The sequence below is a fragment of the Sorangium sp. So ce321 genome (assembly GCF_051530195.1).
Classification (GTDB): domain Bacteria; phylum Myxococcota_A; class Polyangia; order Polyangiales; family Polyangiaceae; genus Sorangium.
Window position 1 is genome coordinate 3,810,022 of the sequence record NZ_CP150329.1, and the last position, 23,756, is coordinate 3,833,777.

A 23,756-nucleotide genomic window follows, 5' to 3' on the forward strand; every position below is an offset into this window, starting at 1 on the left:
GAGATGTCCCCTAGAGCGAGAGCTGAAGTTGCAGGATGAGGGCGTCGTTCGCGAGCGAGAGCCCGCCGAGCTCTTCACGATGCGTGTAGTCGAGCTGGGCCTTCACCAGATCGTCGTACGCGTGGTAGCTCACGCCGCCGGTGAGCACGAGGTTGTCCCCTTCGTCGTCGACATCCATGTTGGGGTCGATCCACTCCACCCGACCGGAGACGCCGAGCTTCCGGGCGACGATCATGTAGCCTGCCTCGAAGACGAGCGCGAGCGACGAGACCGACGTGACCTGCGCGATCGGCTGGGTGGGCACCGACCTGGGGCTCGCGCCGGTCCACAGCACCTCGCCGAGCGCGTGCAGCCCCGAGGCGTGCACGAGGACATCGGCGCTCGCGCCGTACAGCGTGCGCGCGCCGCCGTTGCTGAAGAAGCCGTCCGCGCCGGCCCCGACGCGGAAGGGCGAGCGCGCGACGTCCTGGAGGGTGCGGCCGAGCGGGCCCAGCGGCTCGGCGGCGAGCCTGCCGGCGACGGCGATCCCCTCGAATCGGTTGCCGAGGGGAGCGAGGCTCTCGGACTGGCCTGCGTAGAACTGATCGGCGCGCTGGAAGGCGTTGTAGACGCCCGCGTGGTAGCTGAAGGCGCGGTCCTGGAGGTAGCCCTCGGCCTGGATCCCGACCTGCGTGAACGGGGCGATCGCGCGGACGGCGAGCGGCCGCTCCGTCAGGGCCCCTTCGCCGGCGCCGAGCATCGCCGAGCGCGAGAAGGGGACGGTCCGCGCGCCGGCATAGACCTCCAGCGCGCGCGCCGCCGTGACGCCGCCCCACGCCTCGTGGATGCGCGCCGTTCCCTCGTCGCCCCCGGCGAGCTCCGTGGAGATGGCGAACCGGACGAGCCCCGCGACGTCGCCGTGCAGCCCGGCTCGGACGCGGCGCAGCCGGAAGCCGGGCTGCTCGGCGCTGTCCCCGGCCTGGCTCAGCGCGTCGTCGCCGACGTAGGGCGCTGCTTGCAGGGCGAGCAGCGCGATCGGCCTGAGCTCCAGCGGCCCGAGCGAGAACCGCGCCCGCTCCCGGAAGCCCGGCTCGAGCGGCTCGCGGCCCGCGGCCGCCGCCGCGACCGGCGCCGGCGCGGCCGGCGGCTGCGAGGCCCGCGCCTGCTTCTCCTGCGGCGGTCGCGGTCTCTCCGGCGCTTCCGGGCGAGCCTCCGGCGCCCTCGCGCCCTCCAGCTCGCCGCCTTCTCCCTCTCCCTGAGCTCCCTGCGGATCGGCCGGCCTCGCGCCCGCGGCGGCGGGCTCCTCGGCCGCGGGCTCGGGCTCCTGCGCGCGGGGCGAGGAGAGGGCGAGCAGGACGGCGGCGCCGCCTGCGGCGCAAGCAAGATGCCTCATCGATTCAGGTCTCCTGGAGGGCTGCGTGGAGCGCCCCGTGCCGCTCCGGATGGCCAGTGGGTGTCATCTCGTGCCGTGTCCGCGCCTGACGAGGTGCCGGTGAAACTAGAGGAAGACGCGCTGCGCTGCAATCGGCGCCGCGTCCTGTGCTAAGGCTCGCTGCGCCTCGAGGGCCCGCCCGCAGCTCGCCCCGCAGGCGGAGGGCAGGGAGGGCCACCCTTCTCATGCAAACGCCCGGATCGAGCCCGCCCAACAGCGCCGACAGCGAGGACACGCCCGGGGCCAGCGCGCCCGCCCGCCCCGGCGGCGACGCGGCTCCCCCCGCGCCGGGGACAGGGCCGCGCTGGGCGAGCGACAGGGTGTTTCTCGCGACCTTCGCGCTGCTCGCCATCGCGGCGATCGTGCCGATATGGCGCGTGCGGTTCCTGCCCCTGCTCGACCTGCCGAACCACCTCGCGGCGGTCCATATCTGGCACAATTTCGATGAGCCGTGGACTCGCTTCCATGACTTCTACGAGCTCAGCCTCCGTCCGGCCCCCTACGGCGCATATCATATCCTGACGCACGCCCTCGCGTACGTCGTCCGCCTCGAGGACGCGAATCGGCTCGTGCTCTCCGGCTATGTGCTCTCCATCCCGGCGGCGGCGCTCGGCTGGGCGCGCCGGACGCGGCGCAGCCCGTGGCTTTCGGTCCTCACGTTCCCGCTGGCGTTCAGCCTCTCGTGGGCGTGCGGCTTCCTGCCGTTCCTCGTCGGCATTTCCCTGCTGCTCGCCGGCGTTGTCGCGCTCGACGCCCACCTCGAGCGGCCGAGCTGGGGGCGCGCCGCCGCCGTGGCGCTGCTCAGCGTCGGCTGCGGCCTCAGCCATCCGCTCATCCTCTTCGGCTATTACGTCTGCGTCGCCGTGCTGATGCTCTGTTACCTGCCCCGGTGGCGGCGGATCGCCGGCGCGCTGCCGCTCTTCGCGCCCGCCGCCACGCTCCTCGCCTGGCAGCTCGTCGCCTTCAAGAGCCCCATGGTCGATCTGCGGAGCGGCCCGCGGTTCCAGGGCGCCTGGGTGCCCTGGCACGAGATGCTCCGCTCGCTCCCCGAGTACACGCTCAACTCGGTGTCGGGCGATCTCGACACCCGCCTCTTCTGGGTGCTCCTCGCGGTGGCGTCGGTGCTGGCCGCCTGGAGCGTCGCCGGGCTCTTCCGGGCAGCGCGCGCGCGAGGGGAGGGGAACGCGGCCGGCCCGCCGCCCGGCTCGCTGCTCGACCGCCTGCACCGCCATCGCTCGCTCGCCCTCTGCGCAGCGATGACGGCGTGTTATTTTCTCGTGCCGCTGCACCTGGCCCGCCCGTTCGACTGGTGGTTCGTGAGCGGGCGCTTCTCGCCGCTCCTCTGTTTCTTCGGCTTCCTGGCCATCACCGCGCCGCTCCGGGGTCGCGCTCGCCTCCTGATGGCCCCGGCCGTGGTGGCCGCGCTCGTGCTGCCGCTGCACCTCTCGCAGAAGTACGAGGGCTTCGACGAGCGTCTCCAGCCGTTCGCCCGCCTCGTGGCGCGGATCCCGCCCCGCGCCGAGGTGCTCTTCGTGTCGCTGCCGCCGCGGACCGACGAGGCCCTGATCATCGAGGGCACGAATCACTTCAACTCGTGGGTGCAGATCATGCGCGGAGGCTTCAGCGCGGACGGGTGGCACAACGTGGGCTTCCCTTTCACGCTGAAGCGCCGCCTCCCCGCGCCGCCGTCGAACCGCGGTGAGTGGTTCAACCCGGATGTGCACGGCGTCGCCTACGACTATGTGATCCTCCGGAACGAGCGGCCGGAAAAGCCGGTGTTCACCGCGGCGCACACCCGCTTTCGCCGCGTCGATCGAGAAGGCGCCTTCACGCTGTACGAGCGCACGCGCTGATCGCCGTCTCGGTCGCACTTCCGCCGCCGCGGCGCGGCGCGCCCGGTCACGCCGCGCCGCGCGCGCGCGTCACCGCGGGGCGGCATCCGCCGGCGCGCCCGTTGTCGCGTCTCCGTCGAGGCGCCTCCTCTCCGCCGATCGTCCGTCGCCCGCGCCGCCGGCAGGGTATCCTACGATCCTCGCGGTCGAGCGCCCCCCGGGGGCGCCGCCCCGCGGAGGGGAGCAGCTCGCCGATGTCGACCAGAACCCGCGCTGTCCGTCGCCGTCCGCTGGCCTGGACCGGAGGGCTGGCCGCCCTGGCGGCGCTCGCGCTCGCGTCCGGGGCGGTGCCTTCCTGCGCCGGCGCGGCGGCCCCCGACGGGCCCCTGGGCGGCGGAGGCGAGGGCGCCGCCGGCTGCCCGGCCGATTGCTCTGCGGACCCGAGCGCGCCGCTGTGCGACCCGGAGACGGGCAGCTGCGTGGCCTGTCTCCCCGGCGCCGCCGCGTGCCCGCCCGGCCATCGCTGCGCGCCCGACACGAAGCGGTGCGTGCCCGGGTGTGATTCCCGAGCAGACTGCCCTGCTCCGCTCACTTGCGATCTCGAGGAGCACGCCTGTGTCGGCTGCGCCGCGAGCGACGAGTGCCCGCCTGGCCAGCTGTGCTCGGAAGAGGGCGAGTGCGTTCAGGGCTGCTCGGCGGCGCGCCCGTGCCCGGGCGGGGCGGCGTGCTGCGGTGGCGTCTGCCGGGATCTCGAGGCGGACGCGCGGAGCTGCGGCGTGTGCGATCGCGCGTGTCCGGAGCTGGCCCACGCCGAGAGCGCCTGCGTCTCGGGCGCCTGCGGGCTCAGCGCCTGCGACAGCGGGTTCATCGACTGCAACAGGGACCCGGCGGACGGCTGCGAGCACGACGTCGCGGCGCGCGGGCCCTGCTCGTGCACGCCGGGCGAGACGAGGGCGTGTTACCAGGGGCCGCCGGGCACCGAGGGGGTCTCTCCCTGCGCCCCCGGGGTCTCCACCTGCAGGGCGAGCGGCCTCGCGTGGGGGCCGTGCCTCGACCAGGTGCTGCCGGAGCTCGACGCGTGCGGCGACGGCATCGACAACGACTGCGACGGCGCGGTCGACAACACCCCCGACCAGGACGGCGACGGGTGGACGAGCTGCGAGGGCGATTGCTGCGACTCCGCGTCGGACGGGTGCAGCGCCCCGGCCTTCGTGAACCGCGGCGCCTTCGATGTGCCGGACAACGGCGTCGACGACGACTGCGACGGCGCGGTCGACAACACCTCGCCTTGCGACGCGGGCCTCGCGAGCGACTCGGCTTCCGCGCTCAATTACGCGAAGGCGATGGATCTCTGCGCCACGACGACGGCGACCCCGCCGTCGCCCTCGGACCGCACGTGGGGGGTCGTCTCCGCGAGCTTCCAGCGCGCCGACGGCACCGGCGCGCCGGCGGTGGCCCAGCGGTCGATCCGCCAGGGCTTCGGCTCCGGCATCTCGCCGCTCCGGGGCGCGCGGCTGGCGGTGCTCTCGACCGGCGTGGCCGCGGCCCAGGCGGCGCCGAACGACACGAGGCCGAGCTTCGCCCCGTTCCAGGGCGGCCGGGACATGGGGACGTCGAGCGGCATGCCCGCGGACTGGCTCGCAGCGAACGGCGAGAACCTGCCGAACGCGCCCGGCTGTCCGGAGCCGCAGGGCGGCACGACGGCCCACGATCCCGTGATGTTGCGGCTGCGCGTGCGCGTGCCGACGAACGCGAGCTCGTTCAGCGTCTCGACCTTCTTCCTCTCGTCCGAATACCCGGAGTGGGTGTGCAGCCGGTTCAACGACTTCTTCCTCGCGCTGCTCGACTCGACGTTCGAGCCCTTCCCGGGCGAGACGCCGAACCCCGCGGACAAGAACCTCGCCTTCTACGACCCTCCGCCCGCCGGGGCGCCGGTCTACCCGCTGGGCGTCAACCTCGCCTTCGGCGGCACCGGGCTGTTCACCCAGTGCGTCAGCGGGCCGACCGGGTGCGGGGGCGGCGCCACCCCCGGCACGACGAGCACCTGCGCGGGCACGGGCCAGCTCCGCGGGACGGGGTTCGACACCGCGAGGCCGCCTGCCCAGTTCGACGGCGAGCCCGGCTGGTGCGGCGCGAGCGAGCTCGCCGGCGGCGGGACGGGGTGGCTGGTCATGCACGGCAATGTCAGCCCGGGGGAGATCATGGAGCTGCGGTTCGCGCTCTGGGATACCGGCGATCCCTGGAACGACTCTGTCGCCCTCCTCGACAACTTCCAGTGGTCGAGCTTCGCCTCGACACCAGGCACGCGCAACTGAGGCGCTGAGGTGTCGAGCGGGCTCGCGGCCGGAGGCGAGCCGGCGCGCCTCGGGCGCCGGCTCCGGGGTGCTGTCTCCGGACGGCGGCGCCTCGAGCGAGGCGCATTGGGCGGTCGCCGTCGGATTTTCCCGGCCAGCGACGGGCTCCCACCAGGGTGAAAGCGCATTGATCTTTTCTTCCCGTGTTCCTGCCTTCGTGGTCACATCGGACCACCATCTGCGGATAAGGGCGCCCGGGGGGGCGCTTCTGGGCGCACCTCGGTCAGCGAGCCCGAGGGGCGCGCGAACGCAGCGGACGGACGGCGACCCGATTACACTGCGCGGTGGACCCGGGGTCCGCGGCACGCACCCCCCGGCTTCGCGCTCGCAGGAGCGCTTCTGTTCATCACCCAAGGAGACTGCATGAGGAGAACGATCACCCCGCTCGCGCTGATGCTCGCGAGCCTGTCTTTCGCCACGCTCGGCTGCGACAGCAAGGGGAACGACGCGACGACCCCGGGGGCGGTGGCCGAGGGCAAGCCGGCCGACAGCGCCGCGCCCGCCGCGACGACGGCCGCGCCCGTGGAGGCGGCGGCCGTGCCGGCTGCCACCACCGCGGCGCCGTCGGCCGCGCCCGCGGAGTCGGCCGCCGCGGCCGCCGAGCCCGCGGAGACGGCCGCCGCGGCGGCGCCGAAGGCGACCGCGGCCGCCGCACCGGCGGCGAGCGGCGCCGCGCAGGCGGGCGAGAAGAAGTTCGAGTGCGGCGCAAAGGGCCAGAAGCTGTGTCCGATGCAGGCCTGGATGAAGAGCACGATGGCCTCGGCCACATCGAGCGGCGACGGCGCGAAGATCGCGGCGGCGCTGCAGTACGTGGCCGGCAAGCCGCCGCCCGGCATGGGCAGCTGGGGGGCGATCTCGAAGGCCGGCGCCGCCAAGGCGAAGGCCGGCGATATCGACGGCGCCAAGGCGAGCTGCAAGCAGTGCCATGACCTCTACAAGGAGCAGTACAAGAAGACGATGCGCGATCGCGCCTGGTGATTCGCGATCCGCGCGCCGCGCGCGCGGCGGACGCGCACCTGCCCGCCCTGCTCGCCGCTGCGCCCGCCGCGGCCCAGACCCAGTGAAGTTCCCGTAATTCAATGACAATTGGCCGAAGCGAGGCGCCCTCGCGAGCGCTCCGCGGCCTCCCCTGAGCACGGCGAGCGGCGCGCGCTCGTCTCGCGCGCTCGGGCGGCGACCGCCGCTCGGTCGACGGGAGCGCGGGACAAACATCTTGGACGGGAGGGGGTGATGCGATAGAGCGCTGAGCTGATGGCGCGCGCTGTTCGCACAGGCCCTGGGGGTGCCCAAGTGCCGGCCACCTCGCCGGCTCGCGCGCGGGGTGCCGGCGGGTCGAGCGGGGCTGCGGGCGCGCCCCGCGCGCGCGTCGGCCAGGCGGCCGACCCGTTCTCCAGCAGCGCGCTGCCGCCCTCGAAGCCGCGCGCGGGCGCGCCGCCTCGGCTCACGGCGGACGCGGCGCCCGATGTCAGGCCGGGCACGGTGGCGCCGCCGCCGCCGAGCGTGCGCCCTCCTCCGGCCGCTGCGCGCGCGGAGTCGAGCCCGCCAGCGGCCGCCTCGAAGCGTCCTCCTCCGCCGGATCCAGCGGCCGCCTCGAAGCGTCCTCCTCCGCCGGAGGACGAGGACGAGGACGACGACGCCAGGGGCGGCTCGCAGCGCGGCCGGCCGCGCGGCCCCTTCACGCAGCACCGGCGGCTCGACTCGCTTCGCAGCCTGCTGCAGAAGCACCCTGCCGGCCTCACGATCTACGACCTCGCGCGCGAGCTCAACGTCACGCCGCGCTCGCTCCGGCGCTACCTCGTCGAGGTCAAGCGCGAGCTCGATCTCGTGTCGGTCGCCACGCGCCCCGGCGGCCCTCGCCTCTGGCGGCTGTCCCCGAGCGAGGCGCCCCGGCGCGTCGAGGTGCGGCGGACGCAGGCGTACGCCCTGCTCGCCGCCCGCCGCCTCTTCGAGCCGATGCGCGGCTCGACGCTCTTCGAGGAGATCGACCTCGCCGCGCAGCGCCTGCTCGGCGTCGCGCGCCGGCCGGGGCGCGGCCCGAACGCCGGCGTCGCCGACGCGCGGCTCGAGGAGCGGTTCCTCTACCTCCCGTTCGCGCCGAAGGACTACGCCGCGCGGACCGAGGAGCTCGACGACCTGTTCCAGTCCGTCGCCGACCTGCGCCCGCTCCGGTGCCGCTACCGCCGCGCGCGGGACGGGCGCGAGGAGCGGGTGCTCATCCACCCGTACGCGCTCGTGCTCTACAAGGACGCGATCTACTGCGTGGGCCTCCACGTCGGCCGCGGCGAGGTGCGCACGTTCCTGCTCGATCGCATGCGCGACACCGAGTGCGCCGTCACCGAGCGGTTCGAGCTGCCGCCTGATTTCTCGATCGACGACTACTTCCAGGGCCACTTCGGCATCTGGCGCGGCGGCGAGCCCCGGCGCGTCGTGATCGACTTCGACGAGCGCGTGACCGAGTTCGTGAGGACGCGCAAGGTGCACCCGTCCCAGGAGATCACGGCGCTGCCGAGCGGCGGCGTGCGGCTCACGATGCACATCGGCGACATGACGGAGCTCGCGACGTGGGTGCTCGGCTTCGGCGAGACCGCCCGCGTCGTCGAGCCGCCCGACCTCGTCGATCGCGTGAAGCGCGAGCTGGCAGGCGCGCTCGCGCGCTACGCAGAGGCGCCGCCGGCCGACGGGCAATGACGCGAGCGCGGCCGGGCCGGCGCCCTGGCCGTGCGGGCGCGGGGGGGCGCGGAGGGCAGCGCCGCTCCCTCCCCGACCGCCCGCGCTCTCCTCCGCGCCGCCTCCCGGTCCGCGTCAGCGCGACGCGCGCAGCGCCTCGTCGATCATCTTCTGGTGCTCCGCCGGATCCGCCCAGCGGGCGCGCCCCTCGGGCGGGAGCAGATCGATCGGATCGAAGTACGTGTACCGCTGCCCCGGCTTGACGCTCGGCGCCTCGAACACCGAGATCCCGGTCGTGCGGTCGTAGTGCTCGAACGAGTGCGCGTCGCGCTTGCCGCCGCCCCCTGGCGCGTCGACGACGAACGTCGGCGTGTTGAACCCGGCGGTCGAGCCGCGCACGTGCTTCTCGATCATGAGCCCGGTCGCGAGCGTGGTCCGGAGGTCCTCCACGCCCCGGACGAGGTCGTGGATGTAGACGTAATAGGGGTGCACGTGCAGGTGCCCGAGGCGCTTCACGAGCAGCTTCATCGTCTCGGGCGTGTCGTTCACCCCGCGCTGCAGCACCGACTGGTTCCTGACCGTGATCCCGCGCTCGAACAGCTTGTTCATCGCGTCGCGCGTGATGCCCGTGATCTCGTTCGGGTGGTTGAAGTGCGTGTGGATCACGACCTCCTTGTGCAGCTTCCGGCCGAGCTCCACGGTCCGCGTGACCGCGTCGATCCACTCGTCGTCGGTGAGGATCTTCTGCGGCATCACGGCCGGGCCCTTGGTGGCGAGGCGGATGCGCTGGATGTTCGGCATCCTGAGGAGCGTCTCGCCGATCGTGCCGAGCTGCTCCGGCCGCAGGTTGTACGCGTCGCCCCCGGAGACGACGATGTCCTCCAGCTCCGGGCGCGACGCGATGTACGCGTACGCGCGCTTCCACCGCTCCTCGTCGACCTTGAAGTGGGTCTTCTCGACCTCGTCCGTGTCGATGCCCACCGCGTAGCTGCGCGTGCAGAAGCGGCAGTACACGGGGCAGGTGTCGAGCGGGAGGAAGAGCGCCTTGTCGGCGTACCGGTGCGTCAGCCCGGGGACGGGAGCGTCCGCGCGCTCGTGCAGCGAGTCGAGCCCGAGGTTCGGATGATCCGGCAGGATGCGCGAGGCGAGCGGGATGAACTGCGTCCGGAGCGGATCGCGGACCGGATCGTTCCAGTCGATCAGCGAGAGCAGGTACGGCGAGACCCGGACGCTCATCGGCGCGTGCGCGAAGCCCTCGGTCGCGTCGCGAATGAAGTCGTCCGACACCATGCCGCGGAGCGTGTCGAGCAGCTTGTCCGGGCGGGTGATCGACTTCTTCGCCTGCCACCGGTGGTCCATGAACTGCTCGTCGGTCACGTCGGCGTACGCCGGGATCCTCCGGAAGTCGGGCATCTCGAGCAGCTTCGCGTGCTGGAGCGACGCCGGATCGACCGACGGCTTGAGGGGCGCGATGTCGTGGCTTCGCTTGGTGAGGTCGATGAGGCTCGAGGTGGTCGTCATGTCGTGGACCCTTGTCCGCCGGAGAGAAGATGGCGTCAGCGGATGGCCGCCTGCCTGCGCCTGCGCTTCTCAGGGCCTGCCTGAGAGATGCAGAGGCAGCGGTCTAGCGGATCGTAGCATCGCGGTACACCCGTCGGGGGCGGTGTGCGCTGCGTCTTCGGCTGGCGGGCGGAGGTGCTCTGGCGGCGGGCGAGCCGATCAGGGCTCGATCGAGGCCACCGTGGTGTCCCGGGTGGTGCGGTAGCGCGCATAGTAGGTCCGCACGCGCGTGACGTAGGCCTGGGTCTCCTCGTAGGGCGGGATGCCGCCGTACCGCATGACGGCCCCTTCGCCAGCGTTGTACCCGGCGATGGTGAGATCGAGATCTCCGTTGAAGAGGTTGGCCAGGACGCGCAGGTACCGCGTCCCTCCGAAGATGTTCTCGCGCGCGTCGAACGCGTCGCGCACCTGCATGCGGAGGGCGGTCTCGGGCATCAGCTGCATCAGGCCCTGCGCGCCCACGGGCGAGACGGCCCGCGGGTCGTAGTCGCTCTCGCACTTGATGACGGCGCGGACGAGCTCCTCGGGGATCTGGTAAAGCGTCGCGGCCTGCCGGATCCACGCGTCGTAGCGGCTGAAGCGCTCGAGGGACTTGTCGCTCGGGGCGACCGGGGCCACGCCGGCGCGCGTCGAGGAGCGGCGCCCGTCGCCCTTGATGTACAGCTTGAAGCGCGCGTCGCCGGCGGAGCGGTTCGAGAAGTGCACCGTCCCGTCGGCGTCGGTGTAGGTGAAGATGTCGGCGAGCGCGCTGCCCGGGTGCAGCGCGAGCGCGGCGAGCCCGAGCGCGGCGGCGAGGGCCCGCAGCGGCGCGCGACGCCAGGAGCTGGAGATCGGTGTGGCGAGCATCTCTGACCGCAGCATAGGTTGTGATCGCCCGCTCGTGCAAACCGCACCGTGACGGCGGACGAGGCGGCGAAACGGAGACGACGGAACGGAGACGACGGCAAGGAACACCGCGGTCAGCGGCAACGAACGCCGCGCGCCGCGGTGGCATTCCGGGGACGCTTCCCGGGGTGTCCAGCGGGTCGCGGCGTCCCCGTGAAACGTCTGTCTGGTGAGCACGTTCCGGGCGCTGTACTAAGGCGGCGCCATGGAGATCGGCTGGCGACACGTGCTCGTGGGGGTTGCGGCCCTCTTCCTCCTGTTCCTGATCGTCAAGATGCGCCCCGCGCGGCGGCGCCGGGACGCGCTGAGCGCCGAGGTGCAGGCCGCGCGCGAGCGCGCGCGTCGCGCCGCGACCCCGCGCGAGCGGGCCGAGGCCCTGTGCGACGCGGGGGTGCAGGCGCTGCGCGGCGGCCGCCGCGTCACGGCGGCGGTGGGCTTCTTCGTGCGCGCCATGCGCGCCGACCCCACCTCCGCCCGCGTCATCGAGCTCGCGAGCGGCGCGCTGGCCAGGCGCAGGCCACGGCTCCTGGAGAAGATCCTCTGGCGACGGCTCGCGGTGCTCCCGTGGGAGGGCGAGCACCGCGACGCGGCGCGCGCGGCCGCCATCGGGCTGCAGGGGCTCTACCGGCGCGAGATCCGGGACCGGAGCCGCGCCGAGATCATGCGCAAGCTGGCCCAGACGTTCGGCTGAGCCGCGGCGCGAGCGCCGCCGCGGACGTCACGTCCCCCAGAACGTCCGCGGCAGCGCGCCGCGGTTCGACAGCGAGACGAGGTCCATGAGCAGCGCGATCGTCACGTGGACCAGGAAGCCCGAGTAGATGCTCTTCGTGCGCATCGCGAGCGAGCCGAGCGCGATCCCCGCGACGACGGCGCCGGCCGCCTCGAGGTACGGCTTGCCGAAGTGGATCATGCAGTACGGGACGACCATCGCGAAGATCGCGCCAGAGCCCAGGGTGTGCCGCAGGCCCGCGAGCCAGAAGCCGCGGAAGAAGATCTCCAGCGCGAAGAACTGCGCGAAGTACATCGCCTCCCAGGTGAGCAGGTCGAACCAGGAGCGCGAGGACTGCTTGTAGAAGGGGTAGTAGTTCCCGAAGTCGGGCGCGCTCGCGACGATGAACACCGCCGGCACCACGACCGCGAGGCAGAGCAGATAGATCCACGCGTGCTGCGCGAGCCCCCGGACGCGCAGCCCCATGTCGAGCAGGCTGTCCCTGGGGAAGCAGAGCTTCCACGCGACCATCGGGATCGCCACGTAGCCGAAGACGCGGGTGAACGACCACCAGACATAGCTGTAGAGCTCGTCGTAGCGGCGGAGCGAGACGGGCAGCCATGCCCCGGCCGGCGAGAGCGCCTGCGCGAGCTCGACCTCGCGCAGCCACGGCCGGATGTGCTCGTCGTAGACGGCCCGGCCGCCGTAGTACTGCTGCAGCATCAGCACGACCGCGGTGATCGTGAACAGGACGGCGGGGCGGCGGTCGTAGCCCCCGGCCGCGAGGGTGCGCCGCTGGTGCTCGTGGGCCTCGACGTCGAGCTCCCGCCAGGTGCGCCGGAAGAAGAGCCAGAGGACGGGCGCGAGCGCGACGAACGCGACGACCGGGAAGAGGGCCTTGAGGAGCGTGCTCGCCACCGCGGAGGACGGCTCGGCGAGGCGGGGGCTCGCGTCCAATGGCGGCCGGAGCGGCCGGAGCCAGTCGAGGTGCGCCACGAGCCAGCTCCCCAGGTTGAGCATCGGCGCGCCGTGTACCATGATCCTCGGCCCCGCACAGCGCCGACGCGACACCCCGCCGCCTCCGCCGCGAGCTCCCTGCAACGCGGCCTTGCGGTGACCCGGGCCGCTCTGCTAGATCGCGCTCCCTCTTTTAATGCCGCGCGAGTCATCTCGCGCATGTCCGGCGCAGGCCTCGCCTGCCCGTGGGAGTTTCAGCAATGGCCAGCAAAAATCCGCTTGCGATCGTGAAGGAGCGCTTCGGCGACAAGGCGAAGCTCGTCGAGGCCGTCAAGGGGTTCGCGACCGAGGACCTGTGGCTCGGGCGCGTCAGCTCGGATCGGGGCGGCACGAAGGGCCTGGACCACGTCTCGAACGCCAAGCTCCTCCGCCTCCACGCGACGTTCAGCGCGGTGAAGGAGAAGTTCGGGACGCGGGCGCGGCTCATCGACGAGACGCTGACCGTCCTGAACCGGTCGAAGGACCAGGGGTACAAGAAGCGCCTCGAGGCGTACCCCGTCCCGCGCCTCTACGACCTCTACCAGTCGGCCGCGAAGCGGGCGAAGGCCGCCTCGGCCACCCCGAAGACCCAGGCCTGAGCGCCTGCTCGACGAGCGCGCCCGCCCATGCCGGACCAGACCGGGCTGCCTGCCCTTGAAGGTCCGGCGTTCCTATCGTAATTGAGCCGCGTCGCCAGCGCGCGGTGTCCAGCCGTCCAGCGTCGGACCGACGATCTGACGTCCCCCTGTTGAGCCTGATGCCCCTCTTGGGCCCTCCCAGAAAGGTGGGTGTCGCCCGACGCGAGCCCCGCCAAGGAGAACGACTGTGAGCAGCGCGCACGAGACCGAGACCGGCGTCTGGACCACGGAAGACGCCAAGTCGCTCTACATGATCGACCGCTGGGGTCGCGGCTACTTCGACGTGAGCCCCGACGGCAACCTCACCGTCGCGCCGCTCCAGGAGCGCGGCAGCAAGATCGCGATCCACGACGTCGTGGACGCGGCGCTCGAGCAGGGGCTCCGCACGCCGCTCCTGATCCGCTTCCAGGACCTGCTCCATCACCGGGTGCGGGCGCTCAACGAGGCCTTCAACAAGGCGATCGGCGAGAGCAAGTTCCGCGGGACGTACCGCGGCGTGTTCCCGATCAAGGTGAACCAGCTCCGCGAGGTCGTGGAGGAGATCCTCGACGCGGGCAAGACCTACCACTACGGCATCGAGGTCGGCTCGAAGCCCGAGGTCTTCGCCGGCCTGTCGGTGCACACCGACCCCGAGTCGCTGATCGTCTGCAACGGCTACAAGGACGAGAACTTCATCCGGACGGCGCTGATCGGGCGCAAGCTCGGCAAGAAGGTGATCCTCATCGCGGAGAAGCTCTCCGAGGTGCGGATGATCACCCGCGTCGCGAAGGAGATGAACGTCGAGCCCATGATCGGGCTGCGGGTGCGGCTGCTCACCGAGGGGGCGGGCAAGTGGAAGACCTCCGGCGGCGAGAACGCGAAGTTCGGGCTCTCCACCGCCGAGATCCTCGCGGCGATCAGGATCATGGACGAGGCCGGGATGAGCGCCTCGTTCAAGCTGATCCACTTCCACATCGGCTCGCAGGTGCCGGACATCCTGATCATCAAGCGCGCGGTGCGCGAGGCGACGCGCTACTACGCGAAGCTCCGCAAGATGGGGCAGCGCGTCGAGTACATCGACGTCGGCGGCGGTCTCGCCATCGACTACGACGGCTCGCGCTCGACCTTCCACTCGTCGATGAACTACTCGGTCGAGGAGTACGCGCGCGACATCGTGCACAACATCGCCGACATCTGCGATGAGGAGCGGGTGCCCCACCCGAACATCGTCTCGGAGTCCGGGCGCGCGATCGTCGCGCACCACTCGGTGCTGGTCGTCCAGGCGTTCGGCTCGATCGAGAAGACGCCGATGTCGCCGATCGACATCCAGACCGAGGAGCACAAGCTCATCCAGAACCTCCTCTACATCAAGGACAACATCTCCGGGCCGAACCTCGGCGAGTCGTGGCACGACCTGCTCCAGATCAAGGAGGAGGCGCAGAAGATGTTCGAGCTCGGCCTGCTCAACCTCGACGTGAAGGCCCGGGTCGAGATCCTCTTCTGGGAGATCGCCGAGAACATGCAGAAGATCGCGTCGGCGCTCGATCCGGAGGAGGTGCCGGACGACCTCGGCGAGCTCCGCAAGCAGCTCGCCGACCAGTACATCGGCAACTTCTCGGTGTTCCAGTCGCTGCTCGATCACTGGGCGCTCGGCGCGCTCTTCCCGATCGTGCCGATCCACCGGCTGAACGAGCGCCCCTCGGCGGACAGCACGCTCGTCGACATCACCTGCGACTCCGACGGCAAGGTCAGCAAGTTCATCGATCTCAACGACGTGAAGGACACGCTCCCGCTGCACCCGATCTCGGGCGACAAGCCGTACTACGTCGGCATCTTCCTGACCGGCGCGTACCAGGACATCATGGGGGACATCCACAACCTCTTCGGCCGCGTCAACGAGGTGCACGTCTTCCTCGATGAGGACGAGGACAGCGGGTACTACATCGAGGAGACGCTCGCCGGGAACAAGATCCAGGAGGTGCTGGCGCTGACCCAGTACGACAACCGGGATCTCGTCGGGAAGGTGAAGGCCCAGGTCGACGGCGCGATCAAGCAGGACCTCCTCAAGCCGACGGAGGGGATGCGGCTGCTGGCCGACTACGAGCGCGGGCTCAAGGACCAGACGTACCTGAGCTTCTGAGCCGCGCCTTGCTCTCCGACACAACGGCGCCCGCGGACCGCGCGTCGCTGCCCCGGCGCCGCCCGCCCGGCTGGGCGCGCCAGGCGCTGCTCGTCGCGGGGAAGGACCTCTCGATCGAGCTCGCCACCGGCGAGATCGTCACGACGAGCGGGTTCTTCGCGGTGCTCGTCGCCGTGATCGCGTCGCTCGCGTTCTACGCGGGGCAGGACGCGGCCGAGCGCGTCGCGCCCGGCGTCATCTGGGTCAGCGTGGCGTTCGCGTCGGTGCTCGCGCTGAGCCGCACCTGGCAGCGCGAGCGCGAGGACGGCGCGCTCGCGGGCCTGCTCGTGCTGCCGATCGCGAGGAGCGCCCTCTTCGCCGGCAAGGCGCTCGGGCTCTGCCTGTTCGTGGCCGCGGTCGAGGCCATCATCATCCCGGTGGCGGCGCTCCTCTTCTCGGTGGATCTCGCGAAGACGGGCCCGGGGCTCGCGCTCTTCTGCCTCGCGGCGACGCCGGGCATCGCCGCGAGCGGCACCCTGTTCGGGGCCATGACCGTGCGCACGCGCGCCCGCGACCTCGTGCTCGCGAGCGTGCTCTTCCCGCTCCTCGCGCCCACCCTGCTCGCCGCTGTCGCGGGGACGCGGGAGCTCTTCGGCGGCGCGGAGATCGGCGAGCTCACCGACTACATGGCGCTCATGGGCGTGTTCGACGTCGTGTTCATCGCGGGCGGGGTCGGCCTCTTCGATCTGATGATCGAGGGCTGACCCGCCGCGCGTTCCCGCGGAGAGCGTGCGGTAGAAGCGCGGTAAGCAAGCGTGCGGCGGAAGCGCGCGGTGAAGGCCAGCCTGGCCGCGGGGCTCACGTGGCCGCGCTGCGCGCCGCCAGCACGTCGTCGGCGAGGATCGCCGCCGCCTGCTCGACGCCGGCGAGGTCGAGCGCGGCGCCGGTGCACTCGCCGATGGCCCACACGCCCTCGCCGGCCCGACCGCGCGCGTCGACCCGCACGGCGTACCCCGCGCGCGCGCCGACCTCGACGCGCGCGCCCGCCTGCGCGGCGACCTCGAACGACGGCGCGGCCGGCGTGTCCACGGCGACGGCCACGACCTTCAGCTCGGTGGTAGGGCTGTCGGGGCCGAAGGGCGCCTCGCGCACGGTCACGCTCTTCACCTGCGAGATCCCGTTCACCGCGGCGAGCGCGGCGAGCGGCACCCGAGCCGCGATGCCGCCGCTGAGGGCGCCGGCGAGCTCGTCGGCCCAGAAGCCCTCGCCCGCGAGCGCGATGGGGCCGGTCGGCTCGACGCCGTGGGCGAGGAGCCGGCAGAGCGCGCGCGCCGAGAAGACCCCTGGCAGGTCGTTGTTCGGGAACGCCGCGACGCCGTCGTGCGCCCCCGTGGCGAAGACCTTGGCGGGCGCCCGGATCACGATCGCGCCCGCGTCGCCGGCGACGAGGAGCTCGCCGAGGTAGACGCCGGCGGCCACGTGCCTCGAGAGCACGCGCACGCCGTCGAGCGGGTGCCGCGCGAGGAGCTCCGCCGCGCGGCGCGGCGCTCCGGCGAGCGACCCGCAAGGCGCGAGCCCGTCGTCGATCAGCGCGACGCAGAGCCCCCGCGCCGACAGCGCCGAGGCCGCTGCCACGCCGGCGGGGCCCGCGCCGACCACCGCCGCGTCCACGTCGAGCCGCGCCGCGGGCTCGGGCGGGAGCGCCGCGCTCGGCAGCCGCCCGAGCCCCGCGAGCTTGCGCGCGATCGACTGCATGACCGTGGAAAGGCCGGGGACGCCGGCCATCAGGTGGTGGTGGTCGATCCCCTGCGGGAAGAACCAGTCGGTCACCTGGAGCAGGTCCGTCTGCCGCGACCCCACGACGTTCTGCACCTCGACGCGCTCGCCGCCGGCGGCCGGGCGCAGGCAGGTCATCACGTTGGGCACCCCGTCGACGCGCGCCAGGCAGCCGTCGCACCCGCCGCGCAGGCAGGTAGGCGCCCGGGGGCGGTGCAGCTTCGGGCTCCGCGCGAGCGTCACGCGCCCGGAGGCGACCAGCGCCACGGCGAGGGGCTCCCCCCGCTCCGCCGGGACGGCCGCTCCGTCGAGGGTGATGGTGACCGGATCCTGGAGCGCGCGACCTCGCCGAAACATGGGCGGACGCTAGCAGACGCGCGCGCGCCATGGAGGAGGGGAGGAGGGAGGCGCTCGCGCGATCGGGCGAGGCGTGCGAGGCGGGCGACGCGTAGAAGATGTCCCCCGCTTGGCGCGCTGATCTATGCTGTCGCCGATGCGCCTCGGCGTCCTCGGCCCTGCACAGGGTGATCTGCCCGCGCTCGCTCGCGGCGCGCAGCATCTGCTCGATGAAGGCCACGCCGAGCGGGTCATCTACGTCGCCGACGACGACGGCCTCGACAGGGTCGTCGAGGGCTGGGCGCAGAGCCTGGTCGGCGCGAACCCCACCGAGGGCGCCCTCTTCGATCGGGCAGCGCGGTGCGCGGCCGCGACGCCGGAGGAGATCGACGCGTTCGTGGCGTCCGAGCGGGCCCGGCTGCGCCTCAGGGTGCTGATGAGCCTCCCCCCGGGCCAGCGCACGATCGAGATCCTCGACGGGCGCGTCGCGCTCTTCGTGTTCGACAAGGCGGCGCTCGACGAGGAAGACATCGTGGCCGCCTCGCTCCTCGTCTTCGGCAAGAGCTCGGAGCCGCTCATCAAGAAGGTCGGCCCGCGGACGTTCTTCTCGCCCGGGCCGATCGGCTCCGAGGGCGGCACGGCGCTCCTCGACGACGGCCAGGGCGGGGTGCGGATCGAGGTGATGAACGCGAGCGGCGCGGTGACAGCGCGCGAGATCGTGGGGTCGTCCGCGGCCAGCCCCAGGCTGAGGGTTCAAGGTGGCTCGCACGGCTGAGGTCCCCCAGGGCGCGCCCGCCTCGCGTGCGCCCGAGGCGCGTCGCGTCGCCATCTTCGGGGGCAGCTTCAACCCGCCCCACGTGGCGCACGTGCTCGCGGCCACCTACGCGATCTCCGTCGCGCCGGTCGACGAGGTGCTCGTCGTCCCCGTCTACCGGCACCCGTTCTCGAAGGAGCTCGCGCCGTTCGAGCACCGCCTGGCCATGTGCCACCTCGCCCTCGGCTGGCTCCCGCGCGTGTCGGTGTCGGCGGTCGAGCGCGAGCTGGGCGGCGAGAGCCTCACGCTCCGCACGCTGGAGCACCTCGCCGCGGCGCACCCGGGCTGGTCGATGCGCCTGCTCGTCGGCGCCGACGTGCTCCCCGACCTCCCGAGGTGGCACCGCTTCGATCGCATCGAGCAGCTCGCGCCGCCGATCGTCCTCGGCCGCTCCGGCTTCGTCGCGTCCGTCGCGGCGCACCCCGGCGAGGCCGCCGCCGTCGCCCGGCCCCCCCTGCGCGCCGCGGACGTGCAGCTCCCGCAGATCTCGAGCAGCGACGTCCGCAGGGCGTTCGCCGCGGGCGACCTGGAGGCCGTCCGCCAGCGCGTGCCGAGCGCGGTGCTGGACTATGCGCTCGCCCACGGTCTTTATCGGAGCGACCCATGAGCGAGATGGAGAGCACGCGCCCGTCACCGATACACCGCGACGACAGCCTCTTGCCGGAGGTGTTCATCTACGGCGGCGGCAAGGTGGGCCGCGGGCTCTCGCGCGCGATCCGCGACGCGGGGCTGCCGGTCACCCTCAGGCCTGCCCGGGATGGGCTGCCGGTGGAGCGCATCGAGGCGGACCTCGTGATCCTCGCCGTGCGCGATCGAGACATCGCGCCCTGCGCCGAGGCGCTGCGCGACCGCCGGCTCGTCGGCCACCGCGACGTCGCGGTGGTGCACTGCGCGGGCGCGCTCGGCCCGGAGGCGCTCGCCGCGGTGCGCGGCGGCCGCGTCTCGGTCGCGCAGATGCACCCGATGATCTCGTTCGCCTCGCCCTCGTTCGCGCCCTTCCTCGAGCGCGGTCAGCTCCACGTCGACGGCGACCCTGGCGCCGTGCGCGCCGCGCGCTCGCTCGGCGTGCGCCTCGGCATGACCCCGCGCACGTTCCCTGGCCTCGACCGCGTCGCCTACCACGCCGCGGCGGGCCTCGTCGCCAACGGCGCCGCCGCGCTCGCCGCCGCCGGGGTCGACCTGCTCGAGCGCACGGGCATCGAGCGGAAGACCGCCGCCGAGATGCTCGGCCCGCTGCTCCGCACGGTCGCGGACAACGTCGAGGTGCTCGGCGTGCCCGACGCGCTGACCGGGCCGGTGCGGCGCGGCGACGCGGCCGGCGTCGCGCGGCACCTCGAGACGCTCCGCCGGCTCGCCCCGCACCTCGTCCCCTTCTATGTCGCCGCCGCCGCGACGCAGCTCCCGCTGGCCCGCGCCCTCGGCGAAGCCCCTGCTGATGCGTTCGACGCAATCCAGCTGGTGCTGGACGGAATCGGGCAATCGCACTGAAAAATTCTTTTGACGCGGCAAGAACTTATTGATGCCTGATGGCGGGATCCATTGATGCGCGCTCCAGCGCGGAGGTACGCTTTTGTTGCCTTGGGATCCGTCGCTGCAGCCTGCGTTTCTTCTGCCATCACGAGCGAAGCCGGGGGATTCCGGTCGCTCGATGAGCGCGTCCGTGAAGCCGCGTCGCGTGGGGTGCTCCACGTCCATGGACAGCGGCCGGTCCTGGACGCTGTTTGCTCCCACCTCGCGCGTCGCGCTCGAGGCGTGGGGCGCTCGCTGATCTCGGCCGCGCACGCGGCGGACCGGGAGCCCTGGCGCGACCTCGCGCTGCGCTGCGGGGTCACCGCCGCGGACCCGGCGGCGGCCGCGCAGGGGATCTGCGCCGCCGCGCCGGGCGCGATCCTGCTCGTCGCGGAGCGGGAGCCGACGAGCTGGGGGAGCCTCGTGCTCGACGAGATCTCGCGCCTCATCGCGGAGGGGTCGAGCTCCGCGCTGGTCATCGTGTGCAGCGACGCCGCGATGCGGCCCTGGACGAGCGCGCTCACGATCGACGGCATCGCGTCGCCGGAGGAGCTGCACCTCTTCTGGGAGGCGTTCGCGGCGGACGCGGAGCGCCGGGTGGTCGCGAAGGTCGAGCGGCTCGACGCGCTCGATGGCTGGTGCTCCGCCGTGCTGGCCACGCCGCCCGAGCAGCGCCCCGCGCTGCCGCCGCCGAGCCGCGAGGCCAGGCGCCTGCTCGATCGGCTCGCGCTGAGCCAGCGGCCCTGGCCGTCCGCGCAGCTCGGCCTGCTCGCGGCGCGGCGCGCGGCGCCGGACGGCGTGGCCGCCGCGCGCCCCCTCGCCGGCGAGGAGCTCGCGGGGCTCGGGATGATCGAGGTCGACGAGCGCGGGTGGGTTTCGGCGCGGCGCGCTGTCGTCGATCCGACCAGCGTCGATCCCGAGGACGCGCTCGCCGTCGCAGAGGCGCTCGAGGAGCAGTCGTCCGACCCGTGGAGCCTCTCGCGCGCGAGCGAGCTCTTCGCCTCGCTGGGCCAGGACGAGCGCGCCGAGGCGGCGGCCGTGCTCGCGATCTCCTCGGTCGGCGAGCCGTCGGCCCGCGTCGATTTCTGGCAGCGCTGGTCCCGGTCGATGCGGGCGCTCCCCGGGGATCGCGCCGCCTCGAGCGATCGGCTGCTGCGGGCCGCGGAGCTCGCGCTCCGGCTCGGCGACATCGAGTTCGCGATCGACTTCTCCTCGGCGGCCCTGCGCGAGCGGGAGTCGTTCGCCGCGCTGCTGGTGCACGGCCGCGCGACGAGCGCGCGCGGCGACCTGACGACGGCGGCGATGGTGCTCTCGCGCGCGCTCGAGCGCGCGACGACGCCCGCGGAGCGGTCGCGCGGCGCCGTGGAGATGGCGGAGCTCTGCTGCAAGACGGGCGATCTCGCGGCGGCCAGGGGGCACGCCGAGGAGGGGCACGCCGGCGCGGGCGAGCTCGGGACGCGCCTCCAGGCGCGCAACATCCTCGGCAAGCTGCTCCTCGCGCAGCAGGCCTGGTCCGAGGCAGATCGGCACTTCGCGGCCGACGCGTGGGAGGCGGCGTGCGCCGGAGAGCACGTGAGCGAGCTGCGCGCCCGGCTGAACCGCGCGATCGCGCTGCTCTCCAGCGGCCGGCTCGAGGAGGCGCGCTCGATGCTCGCGGCCGTGCTCGACGACGGCGAGCTGCGCGGCGAGCGCATGGCGACCGGCTACGCGCTCACGAACCTCGCGGTCATCGCCAACCTGAAGCACGAGTACCCGGAGGCCTTGCGCCTCTTCGAGCGCGCGATCGACATCTTCCGCAAGATCGGCGACAAGGTCGCGCTCGTTAACCTCATCGCGAACCTCGCGGACCTCCGGCTCCAGCTCGGGCTGATCGAGGAGGCCGAGCAGGCGCTCGCGTTCGCGCGGAAGGTCTGCGGCCCTGTGGTCCCCGGCGTGTGGCTCACGCACGTCGCTTGCGTCGCGGCGCAGATCCACCTCGAGCGCGGCCGCACCCTGGACGCCTGGTCCGAGCTGAGCGCCGCCTTCGCGTACGGCGCCGGCCCGAAGCTCGGCGAGTGCTACGCCATTGCCGCGCGCATCGCGCTCGACGACGGCGACCTCCTCCAGGCGGCGCAGATGATCAAGACCGCGCGCGCCGAGGCAAAGTCCGACCGGCACCTCGCCGAGGTCGTGCTGCTCGACGCGATGCGCGCGCGCGCCGCCGGCGAGCCGTTCGGGCAGATCGCCGCCGAGGCGCTCGTCCTCTCGCGGAAGGCCCACGGCCGCGAGCGCGCCCTGGAGGCGCACGTGCTGCTCCATCACGCGGCGTCGTCCGGGGATCGGCCGTTGCGCGCCCCTGACGACGACCCCGCGGTCGCGAGGTCGCACCTCGAGGCGGCGATCGCGATCCGCGATCGAGTCGCCGCGTCGCTCCCGCCCGAGATCGCGCGCCGGTTCCTCGCGCGCCGGAGCTTCGCGGAGCTCGCCCGGCTGGAGGCGTGCGCGCGCAGCGCCGCCGAGGCGGAGCCGAGGGGCTGCGAGCTCTGCGGATCGAGCGCGTGCGCGGGGTGCGCGCGGGCGCCTGCGCGCGCCCTGCGGCCGTCGCCCGCCGTCCCCGCGCTCAAGCGGATGGTGGGCGCGACGCCCGCGATGCTCAGCCTCATCCACCAGATCGAGAAGGTCGGCGCGAGCGACGCGACCCTGCTGATCCACGGCGAGAGCGGCACCGGCAAGGAGCTCGTCGCCGAGGCGATCCACGAGGTGAGCGCGCGGCGGATGGGCCCGCTGGTCAAGGTGAACTGCGCCGCCCTGGTCGAGACGCTGCTGCTGTCGGAGCTGTTCGGCCACGAGAAGGGGTCGTTCACCGGGGCGGCGGCGCGCCGCCGCGGGCGGTTCGAGCTCGCCGAGGGCGGGACGCTCTTCCTCGACGAGATCGGGGACATCTCCCCGCGCACGCAGGTCGCGCTGCTCCGCGTCCTCCAGGACAAGACCTTCGAGCGGGTCGGGGGTGTCACCCCGCTGCGCGCCAACGTCCGGATCGTCTGCGCCACCCACCGCGATCTGCGCGCGATGGTCGCCCGCGGCGAGTTCCGGGAGGATCTCTACTACCGCCTCCGGCAGCTCGTCCTGGAGGTCCCCGCGCTCCGGCAGCGCCCGCGCGACTTGCCGGTGATCGCGGCGGCGATCCTGGAGAGGATCGCCGCCGAGCGCGGCACGGCGCCGAAGCGCCTCTCCAGCAGGGCCATCTCAGCCCTGTCGCGGCACTCCTGGCCGGGCAACGTGCGCGAGCTCGAGAACGCCCTGCGCGCCGCCGCGATCTTCGCGGACGGTGAGGTGATCGAGCTCGAGGACTTCACGTTGAACGTCGAGGGGCTGCGGGACCTCGACGCCCTGGAACCGGCGAGCTCTCCGATGACATCGAGAGCTGGCACGACGCCTGCGAGCCCTGCGGTCGAGCCCTCCGGTGGGCCTCGCTCGTCGGCGCCGGAGCAGGCGGAAGTGGAGCCTCATTCCCCGTCGATGCCCGTGGATCGCACGCCGCTGGAGCTCGCGTACGCGCATGTCCGAGGGGGGGTCAGCCTCAGCGACATGAAGCGCGAGATCGAGCGCGAGTGCATCGCCAGGGCGCTCGACGAAAGTCGCGGGAACATCACCCGCGCCGCAGCGCTCTTGGGTATGAAGAGACCGCGTCTTTCCCAGCTTGTGAAGCAGTATGGCTTTGGCGGTACGTCGGAGGATTGAAGTGATGCGAGCTTGCAGGAGGGGTTGGTGGTTCGGGGGCCTCGCGCTTGCGCTGTCCGCCCCCGCGTTGCTTGCCGGGTGTGCGATCGCGCCTGGCGAGGGCGACCAGCAGATCGGCGACGCGTGGAGCGAGCTCGATCCGATGACCTCCGATGAGGTGTCTGGATGCGACGAGGAGGCGGACGGCGTCGACGATGGGCTCGACGCCCCGCCGCAGCTCCGCCTTCGCGACCTCGCCCACCCGTCGCTCGACGACGAGCTCTCGAGGCGGCGCACGTACGCGCGCTCGCAGAAGCAGGCGCCGGAGCCGCTGCCCTGGCAGCCCCAGGGGAGCACGGACGGCCGCGACAAGACGTCGTCCGACAGCGACGGGACGCGCTGAGCCGAGGCCGTCCAGCCCGGGCGCGGCGCGGCCGCTCCTGACGCGTTTTCGCGTTGCGCGGCCGCGCTC

General features: G+C 72.9%; 18 protein-coding genes. 13 read left to right on the forward strand and 5 right to left on the reverse strand.

Going from position 1 to position 23,756, the window contains the following annotated elements; genetic code table 11:
* Positions 1–10: 10 nt before the first annotated feature.
* Positions 11–1,372, reverse strand: a complete 1,362-nt coding sequence (locus WME89_RS14750) for a porin (protein WP_438009801.1) — start codon at positions 1,370–1,372, stop codon at positions 11–13.
* 224 nt (positions 1,373–1,596) lie between these two features.
* Here WME89_RS14750 and WME89_RS14755 point away from each other — a divergent pair, with 224 nt between their 5' ends.
* From WME89_RS14755 to WME89_RS14770, 4 genes are all read left to right on the forward strand, one after another.
* Entirely contained in the window at positions 1,597–3,264 is a 1,668-nt protein-coding gene (locus tag WME89_RS14755; protein ID WP_438009802.1) for a hypothetical protein, read from the forward strand.
* A gap of 233 nt (positions 3,265–3,497) precedes the next feature.
* Positions 3,498–5,558, forward strand: a complete 2,061-nt coding sequence (locus WME89_RS14760) for a MopE-related protein (RefSeq protein ID WP_438009803.1) — start codon at positions 3,498–3,500, stop codon at positions 5,556–5,558.
* A gap of 402 nt (positions 5,559–5,960) precedes the next feature.
* Positions 5,961–6,575: a hypothetical protein gene (locus WME89_RS14765; RefSeq protein ID WP_438009804.1), complete on the forward strand. Its 615-nt coding sequence runs from the start codon at positions 5,961–5,963 to the stop codon at positions 6,573–6,575.
* Positions 6,576–6,887: 312 nt separating this feature from the next.
* Positions 6,888–8,285 carry a helix-turn-helix transcriptional regulator gene (locus WME89_RS14770; RefSeq protein ID WP_438009805.1) on the forward strand — a complete coding sequence of 466 codons (1,398 nt, stop codon included), beginning with the start codon at positions 6,888–6,890 and terminating at the stop codon, positions 8,283–8,285.
* Between the two features lie 114 nt (positions 8,286–8,399).
* Here WME89_RS14770 and WME89_RS14775 read toward each other — a convergent pair whose 3' ends face one another.
* Together WME89_RS14775 and WME89_RS14780 are read right to left on the reverse strand one after the other, a co-directional pair.
* The gene (locus WME89_RS14775; protein WP_438009806.1) at positions 8,400–9,785 is read right to left on the reverse strand and encodes a KamA family radical SAM protein; all 1,386 of its coding nucleotides are present in this window, start codon (positions 9,783–9,785) and stop codon (positions 8,400–8,402) included.
* Positions 9,786–9,983: 198 nt separating this feature from the next.
* Positions 9,984–10,670, reverse strand: coding sequence for a transglycosylase SLT domain-containing protein (locus WME89_RS14780; RefSeq protein ID WP_437838826.1), 687 nt, complete (start codon positions 10,668–10,670; stop codon positions 9,984–9,986).
* 244 nt (positions 10,671–10,914) lie between these two features.
* Here WME89_RS14780 and WME89_RS14785 point away from each other — a divergent pair, with 244 nt between their 5' ends.
* Positions 10,915–11,400, forward strand: coding sequence for a hypothetical protein (locus WME89_RS14785; protein WP_438009807.1), 486 nt, complete (start codon positions 10,915–10,917; stop codon positions 11,398–11,400).
* A gap of 27 nt (positions 11,401–11,427) precedes the next feature.
* Here the strand turns inward: WME89_RS14785 and WME89_RS14790 are convergent, their stop codons facing one another.
* On the reverse strand, positions 11,428–12,456 hold the full coding sequence (locus tag WME89_RS14790; RefSeq protein WP_438009808.1) for a CPBP family glutamic-type intramembrane protease: 1,029 nt from the start codon (positions 12,454–12,456) through the stop codon (positions 11,428–11,430).
* Between the two features lie 179 nt (positions 12,457–12,635).
* On the opposite strand from WME89_RS14790, the gene WME89_RS14795 reads away from it, so the two are divergent.
* The 3 genes from WME89_RS14795 to WME89_RS14805 all read left to right on the forward strand — a co-directional run bounded on the left by WME89_RS14795 (position 12,636) and on the right by WME89_RS14805 (position 15,914).
* The gene (locus WME89_RS14795; RefSeq protein ID WP_437625824.1) at positions 12,636–13,013 is read left to right on the forward strand and encodes a hypothetical protein; all 378 of its coding nucleotides are present in this window, start codon (positions 12,636–12,638) and stop codon (positions 13,011–13,013) included.
* A 226-nt stretch (positions 13,014–13,239) separates the two neighbouring features.
* Entirely contained in the window at positions 13,240–15,171 is a 1,932-nt protein-coding gene (gene speA, locus WME89_RS14800) for a biosynthetic arginine decarboxylase (RefSeq protein WP_438009809.1), read from the forward strand.
* A gap of 8 nt (positions 15,172–15,179) precedes the next feature.
* Entirely contained in the window at positions 15,180–15,914 is a 735-nt protein-coding gene (locus tag WME89_RS14805) for a heme exporter protein CcmB (protein ID WP_438009810.1), read from the forward strand.
* Positions 15,915–16,008: 94 nt separating this feature from the next.
* On the opposite strand, the gene WME89_RS14810 is transcribed toward WME89_RS14805, so the two are convergent.
* Positions 16,009–17,283: a 2Fe-2S iron-sulfur cluster-binding protein gene (locus WME89_RS14810; protein WP_438009811.1), complete on the reverse strand. Its 1,275-nt coding sequence runs from the start codon at positions 17,281–17,283 to the stop codon at positions 16,009–16,011.
* Between the two features lie 136 nt (positions 17,284–17,419).
* Between WME89_RS14810 and WME89_RS14815 the strand changes: the two genes are divergently transcribed.
* The 5 genes from WME89_RS14815 (at position 17,420) to WME89_RS14835 (ending at position 23,687) form a co-directional block, all read left to right on the forward strand.
* The gene (locus WME89_RS14815) at positions 17,420–18,037 is read left to right on the forward strand and encodes a hypothetical protein (protein ID WP_438009812.1); all 618 of its coding nucleotides are present in this window, start codon (positions 17,420–17,422) and stop codon (positions 18,035–18,037) included.
* Positions 18,021–18,683, forward strand: coding sequence for a nicotinate (nicotinamide) nucleotide adenylyltransferase (nadD, locus tag WME89_RS14820; protein WP_438009813.1), 663 nt, complete (start codon positions 18,021–18,023; stop codon positions 18,681–18,683). Before WME89_RS14815 ends, nadD begins: the two co-directional genes overlap by 17 nt.
* Positions 18,680–19,564, forward strand: coding sequence for a DUF2520 domain-containing protein (locus WME89_RS14825; RefSeq protein WP_438009814.1), 885 nt, complete (start codon positions 18,680–18,682; stop codon positions 19,562–19,564). Before nadD ends, WME89_RS14825 begins: the two co-directional genes overlap by 4 nt.
* Positions 19,565–19,828: 264 nt before the next feature.
* The gene (locus tag WME89_RS14830; RefSeq protein ID WP_438009815.1) at positions 19,829–23,305 is read left to right on the forward strand and encodes a sigma 54-interacting transcriptional regulator; all 3,477 of its coding nucleotides are present in this window, start codon (positions 19,829–19,831) and stop codon (positions 23,303–23,305) included.
* A 4-nt stretch (positions 23,306–23,309) separates the two neighbouring features.
* Positions 23,310–23,687, forward strand: a complete 378-nt coding sequence (locus tag WME89_RS14835) for a hypothetical protein (RefSeq protein ID WP_438009816.1) — start codon at positions 23,310–23,312, stop codon at positions 23,685–23,687.
* Positions 23,688–23,756 lie beyond the last annotated feature (69 nt).